Below are 24,267 nucleotides of genomic sequence, written 5' to 3' on the forward strand. Positions count from 1 at the left end.
CCGTTGTCTTATTACTTCTTACGAAAAAACACCTGCCGTATCCATCGGGGAAGGAACATCGCCCCCAGTAGCAGGTAAGGATAATAGGAGAACATCCTCCACAGAATGCTGGTGACAAAGGTGTATCCAGTCAGGAATTCGTTGAAAAACTGGGCAAAGAAAAATTCCGCCGTGCCGCTACTGCCGGGAGTAGGACTGATCATCATCACAATCCACATGATAATCTGCCGGGCAAATACCACCACGTGCTCAAACAAGGAGAGGCTCTCATAGGCCGAAATCAACGCGTTGAGCATGAAATACCGGGAGGACCAAATAAAGATCGTCGTCCCAACAATTACCAACCAATACGTGAGATTTTTCCCCTTGAATTCTTTACTGGCCTCGATGATTTGATCCCCGTAGCCATTGGCTTGATACTTCCACTTTTTAAGCCATCTGATCGAAAATAATTTCAACAAAATCCACTTAAACACCCGGGGCCGGTAAAACAACGCCAGGGCCATTAGCAGGGAGTACAAGGTATACAGCGTGTAGCTTACCCAAAACAGGTATTCCAGGCTGTTTCCAAGACGCATTTCCAGTATGCGGCTTTCCGGAAAAATATAGCCTTGCGCCAAATAGAGAATTATTGGAGCGCCCAAGACAAAAAACAAATTGTCCATGATGGCTGTCAGCATGGTAAAAGCCAGCGCCTTGCCCAGGGGAATTCCCTCTTTGTGCAAGATAAACACCGCAACTGCGGTTCCGCCTACGATGGAGGGGGTGACAGCAGAGGCAAATTCCCAAAGGATAATCACATAAATGGCCCTTCCCCAGGTCAGGTGCTTATCGGTAATTTCCCGAATCCTGAACACGTAACCGGCATCCCGCATCACGATAAACACCAACGCCAACAATAAGGACCAAATGGAGGCATCAAAGACTCCCCGCAATGTTTGGGCATTAACGGTTGGGTCCATGTAAAACATAAAGAACACGATCCCGATCCCGATCAATACAGGAACCCAAACCTTATTCGGATTTAAGGTTTTAAAAATTTCCCTATTGTCTAATTTCATAAGTTTTCTACAGGTATCGCATCCAGTTTTTCAACCCAAAAATTATTAAATCCCTCCCCTATTTTGATGGTGACCAATGCGAGTTGAAGTAGCTCCAAGATGGCCAAAAAGGTATAAATCACGAAGATTTTATCCGGCTTGAACTGGATAAACTCAGAAAACGGTATGCGCGGCTTTTCGTTTAGTCGGTCCAGTACCAGGGTTTTTTGCTGTTCGATGGTATAGGGATACTGAATGACCGTATGCTTGGTTTCATCACTCCGATGCGCGTACTTGGTCAGTACCTTTTGGTAAACGGTTAGCAGCCGGTACAGATCCAGGTCTTGTAGCTCAGCATCTACCTGATCCGCGGGCGTCAATTGTTTTAATTCAGCGAGTACATTACCTCTGGCAAATTTACTCATCCGCTGACCTTCCATCTCCGCAAGTTCTCCAATCACCGATTTGTACTTCTTGTATTCCAGCAAATGCCGGATCAATTCTTCCCGGGGATCGATTTCCTCTCCTTCGGCATTCAACTCGGGCCGGGGAAGGAGCATTTTTGACTTGATCTTCATTAGCGTGGCGGCAAACAGAATGAATTCGCTTGCCACCTCAATCTCCATTTTCTCCAACTGGTGAATGTAGTCGAGAAAATCACGGGTAATTTTAGAAATGGGAATGTCGTAAATGTCCAGCTCGTCTCTTTCGATGAAAAAGAGCATCAGGTCAAATGGCCCCTCGAATAAAGGTAATTTGATTTCAAAACTCACTGGATACGATTATTTTTTGTTATTTTTGTATTTCTTATTGTGATCAAAGATATCATATATCTTTTTAAATCAATAGGCATCTGAATAATTTCCCTCAAGCCCGTGAGGTTTGAATAAATGGTGGTACTTGTAAACATTCTACAGCCGCCGGGGTTATAAATTTTTGAAAAGAAAATTGGCATATGCAAGTAGAACCTGGAAAATTACTCAGGGAAATCCAAAGTCCGGACGACCTCAAAAACTTCAGCAAAGACCAATTGGTTCAAATCTGTGATGAATTGAGGCAATTTATCATCGATCATGTCTCCGTTTTTGGGGGGCATTTTGGTGCCGGTCTGGGCGTGGTAGAATTGACAGTCGCCTTGCATTATGTGTTACATACACCAGACGATCAGTTGATCTGGGACGTGGGGCATCAGGCCTACGGACATAAAATCCTTACCGGTAGAAGAGAATCGTTTCATACCAATCGTCTCTACAAAGGCCTATCCGGTTTTCCGAAACGAAAAGAAAGCCCCTACGATGCCTTTGGTGTGGGGCATTCCAGCACCTCGATCTCAGCCGCTTTGGGAATGGCCATGGCCTCCAAATACAAAGGAGCCGACAAGCGTCAGCACGTGGCCGTGATCGGAGACGGGGCCATGACGGGTGGGATGGCTTTCGAAGCCATGAATCACGCGGGTGTATCCGACACGAACCTGCTAATCATCCTGAATGACAACTGCATGTCCATCGACCCCAACGTGGGGGCATTGAAGGACTACTTAACCGATATCACCACCTCCCACACCTACAACAAAGTCCGGGACGAAGTCTGGAGCCTGCTGGGCAAGATCAGCAAGTTTGGCTTCAGCGCGCAAGAGGTGGTCTCCAAGGTAGAAGGCGCCATTAAATCGACACTGCTCAAACAAAGCAATTTATTTGAATCCCTGAACCTCCGGTATTTCGGACCGGTGGACGGACACGATGTCAATCACCTGGTAGAGATCCTGAATGATCTGAAAGACATACCGGGACCAAAAATTCTGCATTGCATTACCGTGAAAGGGAAGGGTTTTGCGCCCGCGGAAAAAGACCAGACCAAATGGCATGCCCCCGGAAAATTTGATAAAATCACCGGAGAAATTGCCAAAAAAATACCCACCAGTCCCCAAGCCCCAAAATACCAGGATGTATTTGGACACACGCTGGTAGAACTCGCCGGGGAAAATGAAAAAATTGTAGGCGTCACTCCCGCCATGCCTTCCGGTTCTTCCATGAACCTGATGATGAAGGCCTATCCGGAAAGGTCTTTTGATGTCGGCATCGCCGAACAGCATGCCGTAACCTTTTCGGCCGGGTTGGCGACACAAGGGCTAACGCCGTTCTGCAATATATACAGTACCTTCATGCAACGGGCTTACGATCAGGTGATCCACGACGTTTGCCTGCAGGATTTGCCGGTGGTATTTTGCCTGGACCGGGCCGGTTTTGCCGGAGCCGATGGGCCCACGCACCACGGTGCCTACGATTTGGCTTTTTTCAGGTGTTTGCCCAACCTGGTGGTGAGTGCGCCCATGAACGAAGAGGAGCTCCGAAACCTTATGTTTTCGGCCTCCGAGCACAACGGCCCCTATTCCATCCGGTATCCGAGGGGGCAGGGCGTAATGCCCGACTGGAAGCAACCGCTCCGGAAAATTCCTACCGGTCAAGGTAGAATCGTGAGGGAAGGAAAAGACCTGGCCCTTTTGAGCATTGGCCACATAGGCAATTACGCCGTTGAGGCAGCAGCAAAACTCCAGGCCAAAGGCATCGATATGGCACATTACGACATGCGATTTGTCAAGCCTTTGGACGAGGCCCTGCTTCATGAGGTTTTTAGTAAATTCGACAAGGTGATTACCATCGAAGACGGCTGTTTGATGGGAGGATTTGGCAGCGCCGTTCTGGAATGGATGGTGGACCACGGCTACCAGGCCAGAGTAAAAAGACTGGGAATACCTGATGACGTCATTGAGCACGGAGAGCAAATTGAGTTGCATCGCGAGTGTGGGTTTGACCCCGATGGCATTATCGCCGCTGCAAAGGAAATGCTCGGAACGACCGTTTCGGAAAATTTGAAGTACTAGAACATTGATTATCTGTCCCGGAAATCGGATGTTACATTGAAAAGAAGCTATTAATTGTCAGCCTATTTCTGTCCCATAGGCCACAATGATATTATCATGGTACTAATTAATTTTTTCAAGGCTATGAACCTGAGTTCGATTCTAAATAAGGTTTGCTTCGACATATAATTACTATTATTATAAAACGATAGGCTATATAATTCGTAAAGTTTTCTAGTCGAAGTCAGGTTTTTAAAAATCGGAGACAACGTGCTAAAAACCTGAACTTACAACTCCCCAAATACCTCCTCCAGATCCAGGACAAAACCTGAAAGAACCTGAGACTCGACTTCGTCTCCCATTGTAAATAAACGGGAAGGTCGGTATTTTCCAGCTTCCAGGGTATAGATCAGCAAGGTACGTTCGTCGGGATGAATGACCCAATATTCCTTTACACCAGTGGCTTCGTACACCTCATATTTCACTTGCAACTCTTTCTTATTATTTCCAGGCGACAGAATCTCCACAATCAGGTCCGGAGCACCTACGCAGCCCAGCTCATCCAGCTTCTCCGGATCGCATACCACACACAGGTCCGGCTGTACTACGGTATCGATGTCTGCATGCTTTCTGGAAGAAACCGGAAGGCGCACATCAAAGGGGGCGGTATACACCCTACAGCTTCCTCCTTTTAAAAACCCGTGAATTCTCGTAACCAAGGCTACTGTAAGTCCCTGGTGGATTCTACGAGGAGCTGCGGCCGCTTGCCGGAATACTTTTCCCCGGATCAACTCCACCATGTCCTCCAGCTGCCAGGTAAGATAATCCGCATAGGAATAGCGCCCATAGGCGGAAAACGGTTCTTTGACTTTATCTTGCGGCTTTTCCATATATTTTGCAAACCAAAAATGATTGCTAAAGATACTAAGATTTGGGCAAAGGTGCCAAGGTTAATCATCCAGATAAGGTACTCGAAGGCACACAATTCCTCCTATCTTCATTGTATTTTTTAACCACATAGTTACATAGTTCACATAGAGGGCTTCCCTCAGAATGAGGACCCCTCAACAAATTCCAGGTTTTGCTGTAAAAAACTATGTGCGCTATGTGGTTAATTTTTTCCCTTGCTGGAAATTCAGAAATAATGGATATCCCTTCGAGGTATCTTCGTGGCATTTTTTTAACCACATAGTCACAATAATTTACAGGGAGTTTCATTCAGAATGAGGACCCCTCAGCAAATTCCAGGCTTTGCTATAAAAAACTATGTGTCCTATGTGCGCTATCTGGTTAATTTTTTCCCTTGCTGGAAATTCAGAAATAATGGATATCCCTTCGAGGTATCTTCGTGGTATTTTTTTAACCACATAGTTACATAGTTCACATAGAGGGCTTCCCTCAGAATTAGGACCCCTCAGCAAATTCCAGGTTTGTGTCGCTACAAAACTATGTGCCCTATGTGCGCTACGTGGTAAAACCCTTCCATGCTGGAGATTCATGAAAATTGGATGTCCATTAAAAAGGATCACTGGTTTTTTGGCATTAATTTTTTATTTTGGCTACTGGTAATTCAATACCTAATGTAAACCAGATAACCTGTTAAGCCCATGCTACCACACTCCAATTCCAGAAGAGATTTTCTCAAAAAGTCCGCGCTCCTCACCGCAGGGATAGGACTCTCCCTTCAGCAAAGCAGCATCGCAGCAACCAGGGTAAAAAACCAATTACCCCGCTGGCGGGGGTTTAATTTGCTGGATTTTTTTAACCCGGATCCGGATAAGGGACGCAAAAGTAAAGACGATTATTTCAAATGGATGGCGGATTGGGGATTTGACTTTGTACGCATTCCCATATCCTACCCCAGTTACCTGGATTTTGACCGCAGCAAACCCATTACTCCAGAAGAAGTGATGCAATTTGATGAACGCAGGCTGCAGGAAATTGACTCCCTGATCGACAAGTGCCACGAGCAGAAGTTACACGTCAGCCTGAACCTACACCGTGCACCGGGCTTCTGCATCAATGCGGGTTTTCAGGAACCCTATAATCTCTGGGAAGACGCGGAAGCACTGGATGCTTTCTGCGCCCACTGGGAAATGTGGTCCAGGCGTTATAAAAATATTTCCTCCAAAAAATTGAGTTTCGATCTGGTCAATGAGCCCTTTAAACGGGATAATCCCAATGATCAGCACTCTCCCGGAGGGCCGGTACCGGTAGAAGAATACCGGAAAGTGGCTCAGGCAGCCCTGGATACCATCAAATCCGTCAAAAAAAACCGACTCGTCATTGCCGATGGAAATGGGGGCGGCGGCATAGCGGTACCCGAACTGGCAGACCTGGACCTGCACCAGAGTTGCCGCGGTTATTTTCCCATGCACATTTCCCATCACAAGGCGTCCTGGGTATATAAGGATCCCGATAGCCTGAAAGAGCCGGTTTGGCCCGGCATGCACAATGAAAAATACTACAGCCGGGAGGATTTGGAAAAACATTACGCCCCCTGGATATCGTTGCTGGAACAAGGGGTAGGTGTCCATTGTGGGGAATTGGGCTGCTATAATAAAACGCCCCACGAGGTGTTTTTATCCTGGTTTGAGGATATATTGGATATTCAGCATGCACACGGCATTGGCTTTGGCCTTTGGGAGTTTTCGGGTACTTTTGGGGTGTTAAACTCCGGCAGAGAAGATGTGGCGTACGAGGATTGGCACGGAGAAAAACTGGACCGCAAACTCTTAAACCTCTTGATCAAATATGCCTGACATCGCCTACTGGAAATCCGGTAAAGGAAAGCCGCTGGTATTGCTCCCAGGATTTGGCGAAACCAAAGAAATGTGGGCCGATTTTGCCAGGCCGCTGTCTGACCGCTATGAAGTCTGGTGTCCGGACCTACCCGGCTTTGGAGAAAGTAAGGCAGCGGAAGCCGGTTTTTCCCTCCGGACCGTAGCCCAATTCCTGGGGCAATGGTTACAGCAGCAGGGCATCCCAAACGCTTGCCTACTAGGCCATTCGCTAGGAGGCTACCTGGTTTTGGAAATGGCTGCATTGCCAAACCTATCTTTATCGGCCATTGGCTTGTTTCATTCCACGGCCTTTGCCGACACCCCTACGAAAAAAGAAAGTCGAGACCAGACGGTTGCCTTTCTGGAAAAGCACGGGGTAGGCCCTTTTATTCGTTCCTTTGTGCCTCCCTTGTTTGCGGCAGAAAACCGAGAAGCCTGTCGGCAAGCCATCGAAAACCTGGTTGCCAGGGGGCTGCTGCATCCGAAAGAAAGCCTTATTGGCTACACCCGGGCCATGCGAGACCGAAACGAACACCTGGATACCTTAAGGAAATTTTCCGGTCCGAAACTAATGATCTGCGGAGACAAAGACCCGGCGGTACCCCTGGATGCCGGCCTGAAACACCAGCAGGCGATTACGGATTTCAATATCCTGCAAAATTGCGGTCACATGGGCATGTTTGAAAAACAAGCCGAAACCCAGGACATCCTCCTGCGTTTTCTGAATGCGCTTTCCCTCAATAGGTAGCCCTACCCCCAGATAGATCGTAGATAAAACCCGTGGTAAAACTGGCCTCCGCTGAGCAAATCCAACAGGCAATCGAAGCAGCCTCTTCTACGGTTCCCAGACGCTGCATGGGAATTTTGGAGGCCATGTATTCCAATTGAGCCGGGGCGGTATCGGCATTCATCGGTGTCCGAATCACAGCAGGTGCCAATCCGTTTATGGTGATTCCCGTAGTGGCGTATTCCTTACCCAGGCCTTTCACCAACCCGATAACCCCAGCCTTGGTAGCCGAGTAGCCGACCATGTTCGGGTTTCCTTCTTTTCCGGCAATGGAAGCAATCAGAAGAATCCGACCCGTTCCGGAGGGTTCCATCCATTTCAGCGCATACTTACTCGTCAAGAAAGCGCCCCGCAAGTTTACCCGGTAGATTTCATCGAAGGCTTCGGTCGGGTAATTGGTAATTTTTGTCTGCGTGGGACCAACAATCCCGGCAGAATTCACCAAAATATCGAGCCGTCCATAGGCGTCCATGGTTTCCTGAAAGGCCTTTTCTACCTCCTCCTCCTCGGAAATATTGACGACACTGGTTGTAACCGTGATGCCTTTTGCCTGCCATTCGGCTTCCAGGGTCTTTAGTTGCGCTTCTTTGAGATCCCATAGGGCCAGGCTGGCCCCTTCGGCAGCCATGCGCTGCGCAATGGCCTTGCCAATGCCATCCGCCGCACCGGTAATCACGGCTACCTGATCGGCGTATCGTTTTTTACTGTCCATCCACGTTATTTTACGGTTATCGTGAGGCTAAAATAAGAAAGTACTGCCAAATGTTCGGAACCTAGGCATTTTTTTTATCGATTTTTCATATATCCTGATTATTGAGCTATAGATCTGATTTTTACCGCATTTCCTACACGTTTTTGTTTAGGTAAACTCCTGTTTGTTCGGCAAAAAAGTAGAATTAAAAGGTGAAAAAACTTGATAAGTGGAAATTTTTATTTTTCTTTAAGAACGTATCAATCAATCAATTCACCCCAGGTGTGTCCATGAAAAACCAATCCAAACAGGCATCCAGGCAGGCCACCGTTAGTGAGTGGGTAGCAGCCCACGGCGACTATCTATTCAGTTGGGCCTATCATAAAACCGGTAACCGGGAAGTAGCGGAAGACCTGGTGCAAGAGGTATTTCTAGCCGCTGTAAAAAACTTTGAGGGGTTTCAGGAAAAAAGCAGTCCCAAAACCTGGCTTCTCAAAATCCTAAATCATAAAATCATCGATCACTACCGGAAGGCTGCCAAAAAAACCATACACCTCGACGACCAGGCCTTGCAATTTACCGACAGCTTTTTCAACGCCAATGGCAACTGGAAAGCCAATGGACTGGAGGAAGCCTGGTCCAATGAAACCCATTTATTGGATGACCCGGCGTTTAACGACGTGATGAATGTATGCATGGAGGACCTGCCTCCCAGGTGGCGGCTCGCCGTCATCTCCAAGTATATTTTTGACAAAGAAACCCTGGAAATATGTCAGGAATTGGAAATCAGTAAGTCTAATTATTGGCAGGTGTTACACAGGGCCAAACTCCTCCTGAAAAAATGCCTGGAGGTCAACTGGTTTGGCGCAAATTGATCACAAGACTATGAGTCTAGAAAAAATCATGACTTTCATGCTTCTTTCCTGCAAAGAAGCGACCGCATTGATTGAAAAAAAGGCGGTTTTCCCGCTTACATTCAAAGAAAAATGCCGGCTCTACGTGCATGTAAAGATGTGCGTGGTCTGCAACCTGTACCGACACCAAAGCCAGACCATTGAAAAGGCCCTTTCCAAGTGGATCAACTTCGAAGGAGCTCCTGAAGAACGTTTGCCCGCAGAAAAAAAAGCACAAATTTTAGAAAAAATAAAAGAAGATTAATTTTTTTGTCAGGAAACCCCTTCCATTCCGACTACTCTGTCAGTAAAATCAGGTAACAAATTTTTATCCTGGCTGATGGAAGTTTTACAGGCATACGGGCATACCACCTGGCAGGTAACTCCCCTTCAGTTTTAGGATGAGCAGATGAAGCGATCCACCATGAAACTGAGTACCTACCAGCAAAAACTAAATCAGGAAAGCCCCTACGATTTTTCAGGGTTGAGAGCCGTATTCCTCAACTGTACCTTGAAACGCGCTCCCGAGCGCTCCCATACTGAGGGTCTTATAGCAATGAGCCAATCCATTATGGATGCAAACGGAGTTGCCACGGAGCTTATCCGCCCGGTGGACCATCGGATCGCCTTTGGCGTCTATCCCGACATGACCACCAAAGGCTGGGAGGAAGACGACTGGCCTCCCATACAGGAAAAAATCATGGAAGCAGATATCCTCGTGCTGGGTACGCCCATTTGGCTGGGTGAAAAATCATCCATTGCCACGCTGGCAATCGAACGCCTGTATGGATTCTCTGGAGAACTAAATGAGGAGGGGCAATACGCCTATTACGGCAAGGTAGGCGGATGTTTGGTAACGGGAAACGAGGATGGGGTGAAACACTGCGCCATGTCGGTATTGTACGCCTTGCAACACTTGGGATATTCCATTCCCCCACAAGCAGATGCCGGCTGGATCGGTGAGGCAGGTCCCGGGCCCTCCTACCTCGATACCGGATCCGGCGGTCCTGAAAACGACTTTACCAACCGCAATACCACGTTTATGACCTGGAACCTCATGCACCAGGCACGGCTACTCAAAACCACCGGCATCCCTGCATACGGAAATCAACGAACCGCCTGGGACGATCGAAAAAACACCGATCATCCCAACCCTGAATACAGATAAACCAAACCAGTAAAACCATGAAAAAATTAGTCGCTATCCTATTGTCCCTGCTTGCTATCGTCTTGATCGTAATGGGTATTGGGAATTTTATGATTCCACCCGCATTGACAGGAATAGGCTTTCTAGCTCTAGCATTTGTTTTCTTTAAAGAAGGGCAGCACAAGAATTTTGATAAATAACCCATGCACATCTTTCGACTTCTATTGATACTATGTTCAGTTCTTACCGGCTATCCTGCGCTACGCGCGCAGGGAACTATCAATTCCATCGAAGCGGCAACAGGGTTGCCACTGGGCGCCACCGTTGAGAATTTCGCCGCCTATGATCAGGATGGAAACGCGTTTGACCTGTTCGAGGCACTGGTCGATGGTCCGGTGGTGCTGTTTTTCTACCGGGGCAATTGGTGCCCGGTTTGCAACCGGCATTTGAGCGAACTGGAGGCCGAACTGGAGTTGATTTACCAGGAAGGCGCCCGGGTAATCGCCGTGTCACCGGAAAAGCCCGAGCTAATGGAGAAAACCATCAAAAAGACCGGGGCCAGTTTTACCCTGCTGCACGACGAAGGAAATCAAATTGCCGAAAAGTTTGCTGTGGCGTATTTGCCAGAAAAGCCGGTGAAGACAAAAACCGGACGCTTCTCCGGAAATAAAACGATCGCCGATGAAACCGCACGTTTGCCCATCCCAGCCACGTACATCATCGAAGCTCCGGGAAAAATAACCTGGAGGCACGTGGATCCAAATTATAAAAACCGTGCCTCGGCCGGGGATATCGCCGAAGCACTTCAACTACGCTAACCAATAATCAACAATCAACCATGAAAAATCTATTGAAATTCTACTTGTTCCTCACTGCGTTCTTCCTCGCAGTCACATGCGTGCAGGCTCAAACGACTTCCCTGCCAAAAAAAGAATCCAACATTGACCTGGCCTTGGGCATGGGCGAAAATAGCAGCTTCTCCTACGCACTGTCCTGGAACACCAGCTACGGGATGTTTTCCACCAATAAATTTCGGCTGGGATACGGCCTGCGGTTTTCCGGATTTACGGGAAGTGACCTGAACTACATCACGGCCCCCGCGGACCTTACCGGCGACGATACCACGATCGATACCCTGCTGGTGAACAGTCCCCACACCATGGGCTTGAGTGCCCTGATAAATTTGCAGTACCAGTTCAGTTCCAAATTCAAACTGGGATTCAACATAGATGTAATCGGATTGGGATTTGGGTCCAGCAATGATGCCACCTTTATTTCCTCCGAAAATACCGGCCAGTATCCCCAAACGCTGGAATCCTCCCCGTCCTCCTTTAACTTACTCTTGGTCGGCGACAACGATCTTGGGCAGCTCAAGTCGGAATTTTACATTGCCTATGCGCTCTCCGAAAAAACCTGGCTCAGGGGAGGGATGGACATGACCTTTTCGGAATACACCACCGCTCAGGAGCTCACCAATGCAAACGATCGCTTTCGAGCAAAACCGGTACTGGTGTTCCTGGCTATCTCCTACAATCCATTCACAAAATAAACCGAAACGGTAAGTACCATGAAAATCACACTACTTGTATTGCTTTGGTTCTGGATAGCAACGCCGGAACCCCGGGAAACCCATGCCACATGGGAAGGAACGCAGGAAGAATCGTTCATCAAATTTACCATTCGAAACCTGGGACTAACCGTAGAAGGCCAGTTTGACTCCTTCACCACCACGGTGGATTACAACAAGGCTCAACCGGCAAGCAGCAGATTCTCGGCAACCATTCAGGCAAATTCCATCAATACGGGTATCAATAAACGAGACGATCACCTGCGCCAGGAAGCGTATTTTCATGTGGAAAAATACCCGACCATTACCTTTCAGTCTACCAGCGTAAGCTCCCCCGATCCCAGCCGCCTGACGGTAAAAGGCGATTTGACCATCAAGGGAAAAACCCTTCCCGTCGAATTGGCCGTAGCAATGAAGGAAGTTGGCGGAAAAACCCAATTCTCCATTTCAGGAGAACTTGACCGGAGGGACTTTGGTGTGGGAGGTAGCAGTTGGGTCATGTCCGACGATGTGTACCTGGACCTTTACGTCGAAAACTAACCATAATTGATGGCAAAAATTCTTTCCATAGTCTCCGTTCCCGGAACGCATTCGGTATCCATCGACCGGATGGCCGGTATCTACGAAGTAAGGCATGCGGATAAAAAAGGATCACAAAAATGAATGGATTCATACGGGAGGAAAAAATATGTTAACCGCGTTTGAAAAAGCCCCGGCCCTTTCCACTGATCAACTGCGACACAGTCACGAAACCCTGGCCCAATACGGCAACATGTCCTTTGTCACCATCCAATTTGTTTTGGAACGAATGCTCCGCTACGCGAATACCGACGGAGCAGCAGTTTCCAAGTCCATTTACGCCGCTGCTTTTGGCCCGGGAGTAAGCCTGGAAAGCGCCTTAATCCGGCTACACGATCCAAAAAAATGACACCAAAGCTTGCCACCACACGGTAACATAGCGAAACGGGTTTGCCTGGCCATCTGCCTCCTGCTACTGGCAAGTGGCTTACACCCGGCTTTGGCTCAGGAAGCCGAAGAAGACAGCACCCTTTTCAAAGCGCTACCCCTGGCCTATTACACGCCAGAAACCCGCATTGCTTTTGAAGCCTTTGCCTTCTACAGCTATTATTCAAAAGGGAGTCATAGAAAATCCAATATCCGGCTCTTTGCCACCTATACCCAAAATCGGCAATACCTCCTCACCGTTCCCTGGCAGGTATACACGGCCGATGACCGGTTCTTTTTAAACGGTAGCCTGGACTACCGAAAATTTCCCGAATACTATTACGGGTTGGGAAACGATACAGCGGAAGCCCAGCGAGCGCTGTACGAATTTTCAGCCTTCACGCTGAGCAGTAAGAGCTACAGTAAACTCGAAAACGACACCTACCTCGGGATAGCACTGCAGGCACAATGGCTGTTGCCGGAAATTCCTGAAAACGAACCCCTTTTTGATGACATCATCCCCGAAACGGGAGAAATGGGTTATTCGTACCTGAGCCTGGGGCCTTCCTTTATGTGGGATCGCCGGGATCATATCCTTGCCCCATCGACTGGAAGTTATTTGGAATTTACACCCGTATTTGGCCTGGGTAAAGCCAATGAAAACCCGGTCTATTTTGGACTGGCTTCCCTGGATATCCGGGATTATTGGAAATTGGGAGAACGATCGACCTGGGCCAACCAATTTGTCGCGCAATTCTCCCTGGGGGCAGTTCCCTACCGGGTCCTGCCTACCCTGGGTGGTCCTTTGCTACATCGAGGCTATTACCAGGGCCGATTTCGGGACAAGCACCTGATGATCCTACAGTCCGAATTTCGGCAGGAGGTAATCGGCCGTTTTGGATTCGTCGTCTTTGGGTCGGTGGGAAGGGTGTATCCGGACATACGAACCGACCTGCTCCAGAACGTGCACCCGGCAGTGGGGGCCGGATTACGTGTACGTGTTAGCAAAAAGGACCGAACCAATGTTCGGTTTGATTACAGCATCACCCCGGATTCTACCGGTTTTTATATTTATTTTGCAGAATCCTTTTAAAATCAACCATGCGCTGCGCAAACCGCTCCACCTTTGCCACCAAATTACTCCATTGGGAATACTGGCCTACCTGGGTCATTTATTTTCCGGTGTTTTTTTATTACCTCTTTCTGTCTATCAAAGCCCGGAGTTTCTTTTTCTTTACCGCCACCAATCCGGAAATGGAAATGGGGGGGCTGTACAATTGCAGCAAATACAAGCAACTCAAATCAATCCCCGACACATTCAAACCCATTACACTCTATGTAGCTGCCAACAGTCCCTGGGCACTGGTACAATCGCGAATCGCTGAAAAAAAACTGGATTACCCCCTGATTGCCAAACCCGACCGGGGCGAGCGGGGCAGGGGGGTGGCCCTGTTACGGAATGCAAAACAACTGGCGGCATACCTGCAGGAATCTCAGGTGGATTTTCTGGTGCAGGAATACATTGAGAGCCCGTTTGAGGCCGGCGTATTTTATTACCGCCTTCCCGAGGAAGCATCGGGAGCCATTCCTTCCTTGGTCGTAAAGGCCTTTTTGACGGTTACCGGCGATGGCCTGTCATCCGTGGAAGAGCTCATTTTCCGCATTCCACGGGCCCGACTGGTAGCCAAGGCCTTGCTTAACCGATCGGATATGGATGCATCGGAAATTTTGCCAGCCGGAACCAAAAAGATCCTGGAGCCCATCGGAAATCACAACCGAGGCACCACCTTTCTGGATGGAAATCGGCTGATTAGCTCGGAATTACTGAATTTTTTTGATGCCTTAAGCTATCGGCTGCCGAATTTTCACTATGGGAGATTTGATTTGAAAGCTCCGTCCAAAGTCGCATTCACTAACGCCGAAGGGATCAAAATTCTTGAGGTAAACGGAGTTAATGCAGAGCCAGCACATATTTACGATCCCAATGCCCGGTTTTTTACAGGCGTTCGGACACTTTTGCGCCATTGGCAACTCATTTACACCATTAGTCTGCAGAATAGAAAATTGGGTATCAAACCGGCTACGCTAAAGCAAGCCTGGAAGCATTTTAAAGTCTGGAAGAATAGGAAATAAATTTTTTTATTAAATTTTTGTCAGGATTTGTCGGAAGGGACGACTCTTATCGTGTAAATTAAACGTACAAGCGTCATGAATGGCATACGTAATGGCTTAGGCATCCTGGGTTTTTTGATGCTCACGCAGGTATCGGCACAAGAGTCGTTGATCCTCTTTACCATCGAGCGCAGTCTGAACGAAGATCAGATAGTCTATTTCCTTCACCTGGACGAAAATGGATTGCTTCGAAAAGAAAATCCAATCAGTCTCAAGTGGCTGGACAATGAAAAAACCGGTCAACTGGTACCGGTCAACTGGATCAAAAAAAATTTTGGTTACGACGTTGAAATTCTCTCCCACGAAGGGGATCGGTTGACCTTCAAATTTGTATCGTATGATAAAAAAATATTCACGCTAAAAAAAGACCATTTCGGGAATTACAGTGTTTTTGCCAAAATCAACGAGCGCGTGATGAAAATCAGACACATTTACCTGGAAATCGACGGCGGTTCCTTCTGGAAACCCAACATCACCGAGGTAGCTGTAATGGGATTTCATGAATTGGCCAATACCCGTATCAAAGAAACCTTTAACCCCTAAGCCCATGCAACACGAATGTAAGGAAAACCTTGATAGCATCGCCTCCTTGCTGGAGAAACTGAGTGCAGAACACTACCAATTCCCTTCCTACTACCTTTCCGGCGCATCTATTGGCCAACATATCCGACACATCCTAGAGTTTTATACCTGCTTGTCACAGGCATTCCGCGAGGGTGGGGCAATAAACTACGATCTTCGAAAACGTACCCTACTACTGGAGCAAGACCCCCGGGCAGCCATCGCGTTGATTCGTCAGGTGGGGCGTTGGCTGGAATCGGCCCCTATTACCGGAGAGGTTAGCCTGGTAGCCGCCTATGCCGTCAACGCGGATAAAACCTGCACCATTCCGTCTTCCTTTCAGCGCGAACTTGCCTATTGTTTGGAGCACAGCATACATCATCAGGCATTGATAAAAATCGGCCTGTTCGAGCAGGGAATATCCCATCTCATCGACCCCCATTTTGGCGTCGCACCTTCCACCATTAAATTCCGCATGCAGCGCAACCCTGAATCCTCCTAAATAATGAATTATACCCTTATATGGCTATTTTTAATCGTTTCCGCAGTGGGTTTGTTCCCTACCAACTCATTTTCACAAGACGGACCCTCCTATAAAAACCGGATCGGTATCAACTCCTTGGGGCTTCCTGCGGAAAACCTCGTGCTTGGGTATGAGCATAGTTTCAGAAATCGCGGAATATGGCTTGGACTCGAGCACCGTCTCAACCAACTGAGCGAGGAAAAAGACCAGCAGGTCAATTCCATTGCCCTGGAATACCGGTACTATTTCTTTTCCGAGGAAAAACTGGCAAGTGGCCTTTTTGCCGGTTTGTATGCCAAGTATCGCTGGGGAGAAGAAGCTACCAACAGCGGTAATCCTGTACTACATCGCTACACGGCACTTTTTTCCGGACTGAACGCCGGGTACCGGTACAACTACAAACGACTGGCAGTTTCTGGGTTTCTGGGCTACGGCCTGCCGCTAACGTCCACAGAAGTCACCGATCCTGCCGGAGCGGCGCATGCCCTCAATGAGGGCTACAAAAATGATGTACGGATTGGGCTGACGATAGGCTTGGCTTTTTAAAGATCCTGTCATGCACAAAATCTTTGAAATCGACTCGTTAGACGGAAGTTTCCATCTTGCCGACGGCAACGATTTCGCCGTCCTACTCAAAGAAACCGAGAAACACCTGAAATTTATCTGGAATTACGGCGGATTGCCCATGCATCTGTTGGTAGACGAGCAACCCATTGTACTCGAGGCAAATCGCCTATTGAGCTGTACCTACCTTCAAAAAATTACTGTACTCCAGAAGCAATGCGCTCCCGAAGTGCTTTTGCTTGCGTTTAACCGGGGCTTTTACTGCGTCCATACACACGATTCCGAAGTTTCTTGCAACGGCTTTCTTTTTTTCGGTTCCAATTATACCCCCATGGTCGAATTAGACGACGCGGAAATCGGCCGGCTTCGTACCTTGGTAAGCGTACTCCAGGAAGAATTCGATACCCGTGACCAAAACCAGGAGGAGATGCTTCGTTTGCTTCTCAAGCGATTTATCATCCGGATTTCCCGACTGGCGCGGAAGCAACTAATCAAACGGAAGCTTCCGGAGAACGAACTGGAATTGATCCGCCATTTCAATGTACTAGTGGAGGAGCATTTCAAAACCTACCATCAGGTAAACGATTATGCAGACCTGATGCACCGCGCTCCAAAAACCCTCGCCAATATTTTTGCCCAGCAAGGCGACAAAAGTCCGCTGGAAATCATTCACGGCCGCATTGCTCTGGAAGCAAAGCGCCTTTTATTGTATACCGAAAAGTCTTCCAAAGAGATTGGCTGGGAGCTGGGGTTCGAAGACCCCTCGCAATTCAACCGCTTTTTTAAAAAACAAACCAAGCTGCCTCCCCGGCAATTTCGGGAGCAGTTTTCTACCTATGCGTTTAAATAAAACCCAAGGGCATCCAATAGTAGCCAATGGCTCTTTTTTGACGCTATGCCAGATAGCTTTCGTGCATTCCGTGTAGGGAACCTGGGTGCCATTCCATTATAAATCAGCCTGTTAAATAAAATAAAAAAATTTGTTTCCCGGTTAGGAAAAACTACTTTTACATAATACCATTCTATAAACTTTTCATTAGCCATGAATCGGAAAACCTTTCTTAAACAAAGCCTGATTGCCGGCATGGGCTTTGCCGCATCCAGAGAAGCGGCATTTGGTCGTTCCGCAGAACGCGTTGGTACGCAATTGTCCGCCCGCATTTCGGATGTGGAGACCTTTGTTCACCCCAAGGCACTTTTTGTAAAAATCACCACGAGTGACGGCGTATCGGGTTGGGGTGAAGGAGACCACGACAACACCCGGGTAATCGCTCAAATCATCCAGCAATTGGCCAAACCCATCTTACTGGGTCAGGACCCGTTTGACAGCGAATACCTATGGCACGAGATTCTATACCAAAACGAAGACCTTGGCCTGTCGGGTGCCTTGTCGGGTGCACTCGCCGGCATCGACAATGCCCTTTGGGACCTAAAGGGTAAGCTTACTCAATTGCCGGTCTATAAGTTGCTGGGAGGCGCTAAAATCGACAAAGTCAAGGTTTACGGAAGCTTTGGAGTAGGTAGTGGTAAGAAACGCATTTCCCCTGCAAAGGCTGCCGCCATTGCGGCCGGATTTGTTGAAAAAGGATACGATACCGTCAAGCTGCGCATGCAGATACGGGTCCTTGATCGAAACCCGGATCCCGACCCCACCCTGAAGTTTGCCGAGGCAGTACGAGCAGCCATCGGCGATCAGGTAACCCTGTTTGTGGACTTTAACAACGGCTACACCTCTGGGGCAGCCATTCCGCTGATACGGGCCTTGCACGAAAGGTACAACGTGGCGCTGGTGGAAGAACCGGTGCACTACAAAGATTACCAGGGGCTGCAAAAATGCGTGGCTGTAAGTCCCGTAAAAATCGCCGCTGGAGAACACGATTTCAATCGCTGGGATTACAGGCAATTGATCACGGAGGGGCAAGCGGATGTGCTGAATTTAGATGCGATCAAAGCGGGAGGAATCAGTGAATTAAAAAAGATCTCGGCGCTGGCCCAGGCCTTTGACCGGGAGATTATGTGCCACAATGCCCGCCCGACACTGGCCACCGCTGCCTCCCTGCATTTCATCGCCTCCACCTTCAACCCCGCACGGGTTCAGGAATACGCAGGCACCCGTCCAGAACTGGGATTGGATCCCTATTTTGAAAACGGACTTGAATTCAGCGACGGCTATTTGTATGTACCACAGCGTCCGGGCATCGGCTTGATACCCAACGAACGAATGATGAAAAAAGCGCCTATACGGAATAAGCAGGGCCGTCCATCTCCTTTCTTGAGAACGCCTTCGATCGTCACTGCTGCAGTATCCGTAGGCATTTATTGATTTTCTGGCCTGAAAATCCTTACTCGTTCAGGCGCCAATCGTACGCACTAAACGTAATTTTGGTAGTGGATTTTAATCCTATACGCGCATAGCGATTCAGAAAATCCACCAAGCTGCCCCTCCGGGTAAAATCTTCCTTAAACCAGGAAAAGATCGGTGAAATCTCCGAACGTTGGACGTCAAGTTTGTTACGACCGGGATCGTTGATAAAATCCCGCGCGGCCTCCTCCAGCTGTGCTTCCAGGTTTTCCGCCGTAAACGCACGATTAAGTAGTTTAGGACAGGATACAGAAGCGCAATTAATCGCGAAATGTATTCGGGGTTCCGCAAACTCCTTGCGCAAAATCTTGTGTTCGATTTCATCCAGGCTAGCCGGCTTCCCACCAATCTCAAAAAACTTCAGGTGCCAGACCGTATTGACCAGGGGAATTTCCAACGAGGGGCCGATATCCCGAATACTCTTTACGGGGTAGTGATCGATGATCAATTTGATCGTAAAGGCATTGTACGCATTGATCCAATACGCAAGTTGCTCCTGCTGCGACCAGGTCTTTCTATCCGGCGGGTTTTGTGCAAGCAGCTGCAGGTAATCTTCCAGTTTGACCCGATCCGAAATAAATCCCGGGTAATCCACGATTCCTTTTTCATTTACGTATTGCCTCAGCAAGGCATCCCAGGACGCGTGAGCGGGCGGGCGCGTATTCTCTCCACCCAACTGGGAATTTCCACAGGCTACATTAACGAGAAAAAGGGCGAATAGGAGGAGTTTCATGGTAGTCGGTTTTATAGGTGGTCAGCTTCGCAAAAGTCAACGTCTTTGATAACCCAATCCGGTATTCGATTTTGGCTGTAACGAAAGAGGTGTATTTTACTTGCACTGATCTTGTCACAATCATCTTTATCTCACGAATACGGGCCGTTGATCTTTGGACCAGATTGGCACTGCTTCGCAACGCTTTTTATCGTTCAATACACTTTCTCCCCTTTAGTTAGCCACATGCCCCACACCTTATTATAGGTATGTACCCGCTCCGTCGGTACAGCATCCGGCGTGACGACGGAATTCTCCTCATTGACCCAGTGAAAAATGCCTCCATAGAGGTTGTACACATGTTGGTAACCGGCGGCTTTCAGTTTTTTGCCAATTTCCTGACTTCGGGCTCCAATGGAGCAATAGACGACGATGGTGTCACCCTTGGAAACTTCCGACACCGCTTCCATCGAAAAGGTTTCGTAGCCAACCCAACGGGCGGAAGGCAGATGACTGACAGCAAATTCTTCCCGTTCCCGGGTATCCAATAGCACCGCATCCTCCAGCAGGTCTTTTTGCTCGGGATAGACCAGGGGAAAATCCTTGTCGTACGTGGTCTTCAGCAAGGCCCTAAAGGGAAGGCTCTGAGAAAAAACCGGAGCCGCAAAAAAAACCAGGGCCAGAAAACCGAGTATTCGTGGGAAGGAACTGTACATGCAATTTAAACATCGGTCTCCTGTCAAAAATTCATCAAATCATGGGAGAAAGCACCTTTTTTACCGAAAAATTTACCAACCAACGTAGCCAGGAGCCGGCACGTCCTTCATCCGAAGGTAGACCAAACATTGTGCCCGGTGATGGGCCTGGTGGTCCCGCAACAGGTAAAAAATATTCTCCTTGGTCATGGACACGCCCCCAAATTCTATCGCTTCATGTAATAGGGAATCGGAGGCATTTTGGATCAAGTCCAACACATAGGCATTTGCCCGATCCAGAGCATCCATTACATCTGCTTTTTTGAAGCCGATAGCATCCTCTTTCCGGTAAAAGGTTTTTCGGTCGCCGGTGATGCGCGAAGTCAGCATGCTGATATTATCCACCACGTGTAGCCATTGTTCCTGAAAAGACATGGCTTCGTCCGTAGGTCTAAAATCATAAGCAGCCTCGGGCATGGCTTCCGCCACGGCTTTCGAATAGTTCAGGTTTCGTTGCCAGACGTCGGCATACTGCATTCTAAAATATTCCTGCGCCGGTAGATTTGTTCCAGTCATAAGCAATAGCAGTACCATCCATCGAAACACCATATTTCCGCGGGTTTGTTGGGATGCAATAAACCGAACTTTCAAGAAAAAACCAATTTCCACAGGTTCAGAAATGAAATCTTACCTGCCGTATTTACCGAAAAGCCAATGGATTGTGCTATTTGCCTTTCCAGGGTGCTTCACGATGCTTTCCTCCTTCTGCGCCCTTTTCCCGCCGAATCGGTATTCGGCATACAAAAGGCCAAAGTGAAGCAAAACCACAGCCGGTAAAACACCGTTAACGAATAATAAAACTAGCACATGAGGAATCCACGCGTCTGCCTGGCAGGCTTTGTCATCGCATTGCTTGGCATCTGCACCGGTTGCTTCTCGTTCCGGGAAAGTGACCGAACCCTCCACCGTACCATGGCAAGAGAAGGACTGGCCTACGAGATTCATTACGACCCCTCCGATTCGCTTCGCTGGCTTTGGTACAAGCATGAAAAACCCGAGGCGCCTGTGTTACTTTTTATTCACGGAGCGCCGGGCTCCTCCTCCTCGTTTTTATCCTACCTGAAAAACGAGCGCTTGCGGGAGGCCTATTCCCTGCTTGTTGTAGACCGCCCAGGATATGGGTACTCGGAATACGGGAGCTACCGGCCCATTCCAAAACAGTACCAGGCCATCCAACGTATCCTGGAACTATCCGGAATTACCGACAACGTGGTCACCATTGGGCATTCTTTTGGCGGCACCATTTCCGGGTACATCGCCATTCACAACCCCGACTGGTTGGCCGGAACAGTGATGATTGCACCGGCCATTGACCCCGAGCAGGAAAAATACCTCTGGTTTGGCAAACTGGCACTGTATCCCGCTACCCGGTGGATGGCACCACGATCCCTCCGGGTAGCCGCAGACGAAAAATACAGCCACGAAGAAGAATTACATTCGTTTATAGACGATTGGCACCGAATTCATAAACCGGTGCTGCATATCCACGGGGATGCGGACGGCCTGGTTCCCTACGGAAATGTAACCTTTTCGCAAAAAAAGATCCCCAGCGAATGGCTGGAAGTAAAAACCATCGAAAATAAAGGACACCTGATCCCCTTCACCGAACGGGAAACAATGATTGATGAAATCATCCGCTTCGTTTCAACGCTAGATACTACCCAAACTCCCTAAGTGTTTTCGCCTCTTGTACCATTTTCCTGGCCTTTTTTAACCGCTATTTCATTTTTTGGGAATAATTGACAAGTGAAAGGGCGGTATTGTCATTTTTCCCGCCCTCCCTTTACGTCAACTTTGTCGCATCAAAAAAACAAAACAACAGAAAACCATGCGTACCATTAAATTTGACGTACCAACTAAATCAACTGTGAGTCTCGAAAACAAGGCCATTTTGGAGAAAATTGAAGCCGGTGTGGGATTCATCCCCAACATTTACGCCACCTATGCGCTGTCGGGCACTGCCCTGGGCAGGTATACGGCATTTGCCAATGGCAAAACCAGTCTGAATAACAAGGAAAAAGAGGTCGTCAACTTGGTGGTTAGCCAGGTAAACGGCTGCACCTATTGCCTCGCCGCGCACACGGCCATCGGTAAAATGAATGGATTTTCCGAAGCGGAAATCCTGGAACTACGAAAAGGGACCGCTGCGTTTCATCCGAAATTCGATGCCCTGGCAAAGCTGGCCAAATCGATCATGGAAAACGCCGGAAAAATAGATGACACGGTTCTGGAAAATTTCTTTGAGGCCGGATATACCAAGGAAAACCTGGTAGATACCATTGTCGCCATTGGCGAAAAAGCAATTACCAATATGCTTCATAACGTGACCAACGTTCCCGTGGATTTTCCGGAAGCAGCCCCCTTGTGATACGTCCAAGAGCATCCTCACATAAATCCATTCCTTATGCAACCATTTGGTTGGAAGAACACAATCATCTCCGGCATTATCGGTACGGTGGTGTTCGATGTAATCGGTTTGCTTTTGCGATATGGGGTAGTTGTCGTTGCGTATAATGTCATTATCCACAGGAATTTGTTTCCTATTCGGGAAAAAAACCTCAGTTTTACTTGAAAACAAGGAAACAGCAACGGAAATTCCGGAAAGCATCCTTTTACTTGTCCGGAATTTCCTTTTTTGTAATCCGAATTAACGATACACGCATGAAAAAAGAACGCGTACAGTTTAAAAACAGGGAGGGAATCGAACTCGCTGCCTTTATCTACCACCCACTGGATCGGCATCCCAGGTTTTTTGCCTTGTTTGCCCATTGTTTTACGTGTAACAAGAACCTGAACGCCGTACAAAACATCTGCAACACCCTATCACAAATGGGGGTAGCCGTCATGAGCCTGGACTTCACCGGACTGGGAAGCAGTAAAGGTAGCTTTGAAAACACCAACTTTTCTTCCAATATCAGCGATCTGCTAGATGCCTCGGACTATTTGAAAGCGCGCTATCAGGCGCCTTCCCTATTGATTGGACACTCCTTTGGCGGAGCTGCCGCTATTTTCGCTGCCGGGTCCCTGCCGACGGTCAAAGCGCTGGTCACCATCGGAAGTCCTTCCGACCCCAAACACATCGCCCACCTGTTTGACGATCATTTAGAGGCAATCGAGACAGAGGGCGCTTCCCGGGTGAATATTGGCGGAAGGGGTTTTCGCATCCATAAGTCATTTGTAGCGGATCTTCAGGAGAAGGACCTGGGTGCATTTCTGGCCCAACTCAGAAAACCCATTTTGATTCTTCATTCACCACAAGACACCGTTGTCGCCCTACAGCATGCGGCAAGACTCTACGAACATGCCTTCCATCCCAAAAGTTTTGTTTCCCTGGACGGAGCCGATCACCTGCTATCAAACTCCACTGATAGCGCGTACGTGGGTGAAATAATTAGCACCTGGGCAAAAAAATACATCCCGGCACCGGTGGTGCCCAACGATACCAAGGGCCACGAAGTAGCCGTTCGGCTAGCCGGGCAGGGGTATACTTCAGAGGTTAAGACCCCCTACCATCACCTGCTGGCCGATGAGCCGGAATCGGTAGGCGGGGATAATCTGGGACCTACACCCTACGATTTACTGATGGCAGCCCTGGGCACCTGTACCGCCATGACCTTGCAGATGTACGCCCAACGGAAAAACTGGTCGCTAGAGGAGGTGAACGTGTATCTGGATCACGATAAAGTGCACCGAAAAGATGGGGATCATGTGGAAGACAAAAACTCCAAAGTAAGTCGCTTTACCCGAAGCTTGCTCATCAGCGGAGATTTGGATGAGGCACAGCGTAACCGCTTGCTGGAAATTGCCAATAAGTGTCCGGTTCACCGGACACTGGAAGACGATATCCTCATCGAAACCCGGTTTAAATAACGGGTTAGTCGGGTTTGGTCCCTTGCGGTATTGAC

General features: G+C 48.4%; 28 protein-coding genes. 21 read left to right on the plus strand and 7 right to left on the minus strand.

Features of this window, described 5'->3' with window-relative positions:
- Positions 1-11 precede the first annotated feature (11 nt).
- Positions 12-1,061 (minus strand): lysylphosphatidylglycerol synthase transmembrane domain-containing protein, encoded by a 1,050-nt coding sequence (locus GCU44_RS06305; protein WP_154855184.1) that lies wholly within the window; start codon positions 1,059-1,061, stop codon positions 12-14.
- Entirely contained in the window at positions 1,058-1,813 is a 756-nt protein-coding gene (locus GCU44_RS06310) for a segregation and condensation protein A (protein ID WP_154855186.1), read from the minus strand. The genes GCU44_RS06305 and GCU44_RS06310 overlap by 4 nt, the downstream gene beginning before the upstream one ends.
- Before the next feature lie 182 nt (positions 1,814-1,995).
- On the opposite strand from GCU44_RS06310, the gene dxs reads away from it, so the two are divergent.
- Entirely contained in the window at positions 1,996-3,921 is a 1,926-nt protein-coding gene (gene dxs / locus GCU44_RS06315) for a 1-deoxy-D-xylulose-5-phosphate synthase (protein ID WP_154855188.1), read from the plus strand.
- A 266-nt stretch (positions 3,922-4,187) separates the two neighbouring features.
- Here dxs and GCU44_RS06320 read toward each other — a convergent pair whose 3' ends face one another.
- Positions 4,188-4,790: a Uma2 family endonuclease gene (locus GCU44_RS06320; RefSeq protein ID WP_154855190.1), complete on the minus strand. Its 603-nt coding sequence runs from the start codon at positions 4,788-4,790 to the stop codon at positions 4,188-4,190.
- A 717-nt stretch (positions 4,791-5,507) separates the two neighbouring features.
- Here GCU44_RS06320 and GCU44_RS06325 point away from each other — a divergent pair.
- Both GCU44_RS06325 and GCU44_RS06330 read left to right on the plus strand, forming a co-directional pair.
- Positions 5,508-6,662, plus strand: coding sequence for a cellulase family glycosylhydrolase (locus GCU44_RS06325; RefSeq protein ID WP_154855192.1), 1,155 nt, complete (start codon positions 5,508-5,510; stop codon positions 6,660-6,662).
- Positions 6,655-7,431 carry an alpha/beta fold hydrolase gene (locus tag GCU44_RS06330; protein WP_154855194.1) on the plus strand — a complete coding sequence of 259 codons (777 nt, stop codon included), beginning with the start codon at positions 6,655-6,657 and terminating at the stop codon, positions 7,429-7,431. The genes GCU44_RS06325 and GCU44_RS06330 overlap by 8 nt, the downstream gene beginning before the upstream one ends.
- Here GCU44_RS06330 and GCU44_RS06335 read toward each other — a convergent pair.
- Positions 7,421-8,182, minus strand: coding sequence for an SDR family NAD(P)-dependent oxidoreductase (locus GCU44_RS06335; RefSeq protein ID WP_154855196.1), 762 nt, complete (start codon positions 8,180-8,182; stop codon positions 7,421-7,423). The two genes, GCU44_RS06330 and GCU44_RS06335, sit on opposite strands and share 11 nt — an antisense overlap.
- 191 nt (positions 8,183-8,373) lie before the next feature.
- Between GCU44_RS06335 and GCU44_RS06340 the strand changes: the two genes are divergently transcribed.
- The 15 genes from GCU44_RS06340 to GCU44_RS06405 all read left to right on the plus strand — a co-directional run bounded on the left by GCU44_RS06340 (position 8,374) and on the right by GCU44_RS06405 (position 18,856).
- Positions 8,374-9,036, plus strand: a complete 663-nt coding sequence (locus tag GCU44_RS06340; protein WP_241684860.1) for an RNA polymerase sigma factor — start codon at positions 8,374-8,376, stop codon at positions 9,034-9,036.
- Positions 9,037-9,046: 10 nt separating this feature from the next.
- On the plus strand, positions 9,047-9,319 hold the full coding sequence (locus tag GCU44_RS06345) for a hypothetical protein (protein WP_154855198.1): 273 nt from the start codon (positions 9,047-9,049) through the stop codon (positions 9,317-9,319).
- Positions 9,320-9,463: 144 nt separating this feature from the next.
- Positions 9,464-10,222 carry a flavodoxin family protein gene (locus GCU44_RS06350; protein ID WP_241684861.1) on the plus strand — a complete coding sequence of 253 codons (759 nt, stop codon included), beginning with the start codon at positions 9,464-9,466 and terminating at the stop codon, positions 10,220-10,222.
- Positions 10,223-10,239: 17 nt separating this feature from the next.
- The gene (locus tag GCU44_RS23110) at positions 10,240-10,401 is read left to right on the plus strand and encodes a hypothetical protein (protein WP_174238236.1); all 162 of its coding nucleotides are present in this window, start codon (positions 10,240-10,242) and stop codon (positions 10,399-10,401) included.
- Between the two features lie 3 nt (positions 10,402-10,404).
- A complete protein-coding gene (locus GCU44_RS06355; RefSeq protein WP_154855202.1) occupies positions 10,405-11,019 on the plus strand; it encodes a peroxiredoxin-like family protein in 615 nt (204 codons plus the stop codon).
- A gap of 20 nt (positions 11,020-11,039) precedes the next feature.
- Positions 11,040-11,750: a hypothetical protein gene (locus GCU44_RS06360; RefSeq protein ID WP_154855204.1), complete on the plus strand. Its 711-nt coding sequence runs from the start codon at positions 11,040-11,042 to the stop codon at positions 11,748-11,750.
- Positions 11,751-11,768: 18 nt separating this feature from the next.
- A complete protein-coding gene (locus GCU44_RS06365; RefSeq protein ID WP_154855206.1) occupies positions 11,769-12,308 on the plus strand; it encodes a YceI family protein in 540 nt (179 codons plus the stop codon).
- A gap of 94 nt (positions 12,309-12,402) precedes the next feature.
- Positions 12,403-12,696 (plus strand): polyketide synthase, encoded by a 294-nt coding sequence (locus GCU44_RS06370; protein ID WP_154855208.1) that lies wholly within the window; start codon positions 12,403-12,405, stop codon positions 12,694-12,696.
- Positions 12,697-12,705: 9 nt separating this feature from the next.
- Positions 12,706-13,806: a BamA/TamA family outer membrane protein gene (locus tag GCU44_RS06375; RefSeq protein ID WP_154855210.1), complete on the plus strand. Its 1,101-nt coding sequence runs from the start codon at positions 12,706-12,708 to the stop codon at positions 13,804-13,806.
- An 8-nt stretch (positions 13,807-13,814) separates the two neighbouring features.
- Positions 13,815-14,846 (plus strand): hypothetical protein, encoded by a 1,032-nt coding sequence (locus tag GCU44_RS06380; protein WP_154855212.1) that lies wholly within the window; start codon positions 13,815-13,817, stop codon positions 14,844-14,846.
- Positions 14,847-14,921: 75 nt separating this feature from the next.
- On the plus strand, positions 14,922-15,428 hold the full coding sequence (locus GCU44_RS06385; RefSeq protein WP_154855214.1) for a DUF4833 domain-containing protein: 507 nt from the start codon (positions 14,922-14,924) through the stop codon (positions 15,426-15,428).
- 4 nt (positions 15,429-15,432) lie between these two features.
- Positions 15,433-15,948, plus strand: a complete 516-nt coding sequence (locus GCU44_RS06390) for a hypothetical protein (RefSeq protein WP_154855216.1) — start codon at positions 15,433-15,435, stop codon at positions 15,946-15,948.
- A gap of 3 nt (positions 15,949-15,951) precedes the next feature.
- Positions 15,952-16,515 carry a hypothetical protein gene (locus GCU44_RS06395; RefSeq protein WP_154855218.1) on the plus strand — a complete coding sequence of 188 codons (564 nt, stop codon included), beginning with the start codon at positions 15,952-15,954 and terminating at the stop codon, positions 16,513-16,515.
- 10 nt (positions 16,516-16,525) lie between these two features.
- Positions 16,526-17,383 carry an AraC family transcriptional regulator gene (locus tag GCU44_RS06400; protein ID WP_154855220.1) on the plus strand — a complete coding sequence of 286 codons (858 nt, stop codon included), beginning with the start codon at positions 16,526-16,528 and terminating at the stop codon, positions 17,381-17,383.
- A 192-nt stretch (positions 17,384-17,575) separates the two neighbouring features.
- Positions 17,576-18,856 (plus strand): mandelate racemase/muconate lactonizing enzyme family protein, encoded by a 1,281-nt coding sequence (locus tag GCU44_RS06405; protein WP_154855222.1) that lies wholly within the window; start codon positions 17,576-17,578, stop codon positions 18,854-18,856.
- Positions 18,857-18,875: 19 nt separating this feature from the next.
- On the opposite strand, the gene GCU44_RS06410 is transcribed toward GCU44_RS06405, so the two are convergent.
- The 3 genes from GCU44_RS06410 to GCU44_RS06420 form a co-directional block, all read right to left on the minus strand.
- Complete coding sequence (locus tag GCU44_RS06410) at positions 18,876-19,628, minus strand: DUF547 domain-containing protein (RefSeq protein ID WP_154855224.1); 753 nt, start codon at positions 19,626-19,628, stop codon at positions 18,876-18,878.
- Between the two features lie 194 nt (positions 19,629-19,822).
- Complete coding sequence (locus tag GCU44_RS06415) at positions 19,823-20,323, minus strand: rhodanese-like domain-containing protein (protein WP_154855226.1); 501 nt, start codon at positions 20,321-20,323, stop codon at positions 19,823-19,825.
- Positions 20,324-20,395: 72 nt separating this feature from the next.
- A complete protein-coding gene (locus tag GCU44_RS06420; protein WP_154855228.1) occupies positions 20,396-20,911 on the minus strand; it encodes a DinB family protein in 516 nt (171 codons plus the stop codon).
- A 258-nt stretch (positions 20,912-21,169) separates the two neighbouring features.
- On the opposite strand from GCU44_RS06420, the gene GCU44_RS06425 reads away from it, so the two are divergent.
- From GCU44_RS06425 to GCU44_RS06435, 3 genes are all read left to right on the plus strand, one after another.
- Entirely contained in the window at positions 21,170-22,036 is an 867-nt protein-coding gene (locus GCU44_RS06425; RefSeq protein WP_154855230.1) for an alpha/beta fold hydrolase, read from the plus strand.
- Between the two features lie 154 nt (positions 22,037-22,190).
- A complete protein-coding gene (locus GCU44_RS06430; RefSeq protein WP_154855232.1) occupies positions 22,191-22,730 on the plus strand; it encodes a carboxymuconolactone decarboxylase family protein in 540 nt (179 codons plus the stop codon).
- Between the two features lie 293 nt (positions 22,731-23,023).
- Positions 23,024-24,232 (plus strand): bifunctional alpha/beta hydrolase/OsmC family protein, encoded by a 1,209-nt coding sequence (locus GCU44_RS06435; RefSeq protein ID WP_154855234.1) that lies wholly within the window; start codon positions 23,024-23,026, stop codon positions 24,230-24,232.
- The last annotated feature ends 35 nt before the right edge of the window (positions 24,233-24,267 follow it).

Origin of the sequence: Cyclobacterium xiamenense (assembly GCF_009467825.1) — a bacterium.
GTDB lineage: Bacteria > Bacteroidota > Bacteroidia > Cytophagales > Cyclobacteriaceae > Cyclobacterium > Cyclobacterium xiamenense.